Source organism: Micromonospora wenchangensis, from assembly GCF_002210435.1.
Lineage (GTDB): Bacteria > Actinomycetota > Actinomycetes > Mycobacteriales > Micromonosporaceae > Micromonospora > Micromonospora wenchangensis.
Map to the genome: position 1 here is coordinate 1 of NZ_MZMV01000139.1, position 3,217 is coordinate 3,217.

At 72.8% G+C, this 3,217-nt stretch carries 1 protein-coding gene; it reads left to right on the forward strand.

The window, feature by feature from the left end; translation table 11 throughout:
- Positions 1-32 precede the first annotated feature (32 nt).
- On the forward strand, positions 33-3,217 hold a 3,185-nt coding region (locus B5D80_RS32585), incomplete at its 3' end, for an amino acid adenylation domain-containing protein (RefSeq protein WP_245855142.1).

The window sequence follows — 3,217 nt, forward strand, 5'->3', positions numbered from 1 at the left end:
ATGTTGATTATCCGGTGGAGCGGTTGTCGTTGATGTTGGTGGATTCGGGTGTGTCGGTGGTGTTGGGGGGTTGGGGTGTGGCGGGGCGGTTGCCGTCGGGTCCGTGGCGGGTGGTGGAGATCGGTCCGGACGGTCCGGAGCCGGACGCCGCGCAGGCGGCCGGATCGCCGGAGGCCGGGGAGGTGCCGGACCCGGTGGTGACGGGGGACAGTGCGGCGTACGTGATCTACACGTCGGGTTCGACCGGCCGGCCCAAGGGCGTCACGGTGACCCACCGCAACGCCGCCCGGCTGTTCGCCTCGGCGGCCCGGGACTTCCGGTTCGGCCCGGACGACGTCTGGTCGATGTTCCACAGCATGTCGTTCGACGTCTGCGTCTGGGAGACGTGGGGCGCGTTGAGCACCGGCGGCCGGCTGGTCGTGGTGCCCTACTGGGTCTCCCGCAGCCCCGAGGACCTGTACGCGCTGGTCCGGGACGCGCAGGTGACCGTGTTCAGCCAGACGCCGTCGGCGTTCGTCCAGTTCGAGGCCGTCGACGCCCGCCTGCGCGACCCGCTGCGGCTGCGCTACGTCATCTTCGCCGGTGAGGCGCTGGAACGCGGCTCGGTACGCCGGTGGACGCAGCGGCACGGCGCGGACCACCCCCGGCTGGTCAACATGTACGGGATCACCGAGACCACCGTGCACGACACCTTCCGCGAGATCGTGCCGGACGACCTGGACCGGGCGCTCACCCAGATCGGCCGGCCGCTTGCGGACCTGGCGATCCACGTCCTGGACCGGTACCTGCGGCCCTGCCCGGTCGGCGTCACCGGGGAGATGTACGTCGGCGGTCCGGGGGTGGCCCGGGGCTACCTCGGCCAACCCGGCCTGACCGCGGGACGTTTCGTGGCGGACCCGGTCGGCGCCGAGCCGGGTGCCCGCCTCTACCGCAGCGGCGACCTGGCCCGGTGGCGTCCGGACGGGACCCTGGAGTACGCGGGCCGCGCCGACAGCCAGGTGAAGATCCGCGGCTTCCGGGTGGAGCTGACCGAGATCGAGGCGACCGCCCACCAGTTCCCCGGCGTCACCGGCGCGGCGGTCACCATCCGCCCCGACGACGCCGGGGCCCCGCAGCTCATCGCGTACGTGGCGGGGGAGGCCGGGTCGGCGGTGCCGGTTGCCGACCTGCGGCAGTGGCTGGCGGACCGGCTGCCGGACTACATGGTGCCGGCGCGGTTCGTGGAGTTGGCGGCGATCCCGCTGACGCCGAGCGGCAAGACCGACCACCGGCGGCTGCCCGACCCGGACGAGGCCCGTCCCGCCGGCAGCGGTGACTACGTGGCCCCGCAGGGGCCGGTCGAGCGGCGGCTCGCCGAGATCTGGGTCGAGGCGCTCGGCCCGGTCCAGGTGGGCCGGCACGACAACTTCTTCCACCTGGGCGGGGACTCGATCCGCAGCATCCGGGTGCTCGGCGCGGCCCGCGCCAGCGGCATCTCCTTCGCGTTGCAGGAGCTGTTCCACCGGCCGACGGTCGCCGAACTCGCCACCGTCTGCACGGTCGTCGACCTGCCCGACGCCCCGGTACGTCGACCGTTCGAGCTGGTCGCCGCGGCCGACCGGGCGCACCTGCCGGACGGTCTCGTCGACGCGTACCCGATGACGGCGTTGCAGGTGGGCATGGTCTACGAGATGACCCGTGACCTGGAGCGGCTGCCGTACCACAACGTCGACAGCATGAAGGTGAGGGCACCGTTCGAGGCGGACGCCTTCACCCGGGCGGTCGTCCACGTGGTACGCCGGCATCCGATCCTGCGGACGGCGCTGTCGTTGACCGATTACAGCGAGCCGCTGCAACTGGTGCACGCCGAGGCGGTCCTGCCGGTCGGCGTCGACGACCTGCGTGACCTGGACGAGGCGGCGCAGGACGAGATCGTCCGGTCCTACCTGGAGCACCAGCGGGTCACCCCGTTCGACCACGACCGCCCGCCGCTGCTGCGGATGCACGTGCACCGCCGCTCCGACGAGGTGTTCCAGTGGACGCTGACCGAGCACCACGCCGTGTTCGACGGCTGGAGCCTGCACTCCACCCTCAGCGAGATCATGCGGGTCTACCAGGGCCTGCGTGCCGGCGTGGAGCCGACCGACCCACCGTTGAGCGCGCAGTACCGCGACTTCGTCGAGCTGGAACGCGCCGCGCTCACGTCGGCGGAGACCGAGCAGTTCTGGCGCGAGCGGCTGGCCGACCCGCCGGACACCCGGCTGCTGCGCTGGCCCGACGGGCCGGTGCCGGAGCTGCCCGCCGAGTCCCGCTTCACCGGCGAGTGGTGGTACGCCACCGACGCCCGCCAACGGTACGGCTCGGTCGAGACGGTGCTCAGCCCGGAACTCTGCACGGCGCTGCGGGAGCTGGCCACCCGGTGCGGCGCCTCGCTGAAGACCCTGTTCGTGGCCGCCTGCCTGCGTACCGTCGGCTACGCCACCGGCGCGACGGACGTCCTGGTCGGGGTGACCGCCAACGGCCGCCCCGAGGAGCGTGGCGGCGACGACGTCCGCGGGCTGTTCCTCAACACGCTGCCGTTCCGGCTGGTGCTGCCGGACGGCCGGTGGACCGACCTGATCGCCGAGGTCTTCGCGGCCGAACGGGACATGCTGCCGCACCGTCGCTTCCCGATGGCCGAGATGCAACGCCGGCTCGGCATGGACCAGCCGGTCAACGTCAACTTCGTCTACAACCACTTCCACGTGATGGCCGAGATGCTGTCCGACCGGGGCACCGAGATCCTCGACGGCAAGATCGGCAGCTTCTCCACCGTCCGCGCCGAGCCGACGAACTTCCCGCTCAACATCGGGGTCGTCCGGGACCCGGTCTCCGACCGGGTGCTGCTGGCGATGGACTTCCACACCGACGCGGTCCGGGCCGAGCAGGTGCGGCTGCTGCGCGACTGGTTCGTTGCCGCCCTCTGGGACATGGTGACCGCCCCCGACCGTCACTACCTGCGCGGACCGCTGACGACCGCGCCGGCCCCGACGCCCTCACCGGACCCGGCGACCGCGCCGGCCCCGACCGCCGCGCCGGCCCCGGTCGAGGCGTCGGCGGCGGGGAGCCCGGGGGCCACCGGTCCGGCGGGGCCGGTGGCGTGGACCGACCCGGCGGACGCGGGTGCCGGTGAGTTGGTGCATGAGTTGGTGGGGCGGTGGGTGGTGGGTTCGCCGGGTGCGGTGGCGGTGGTGTGTGG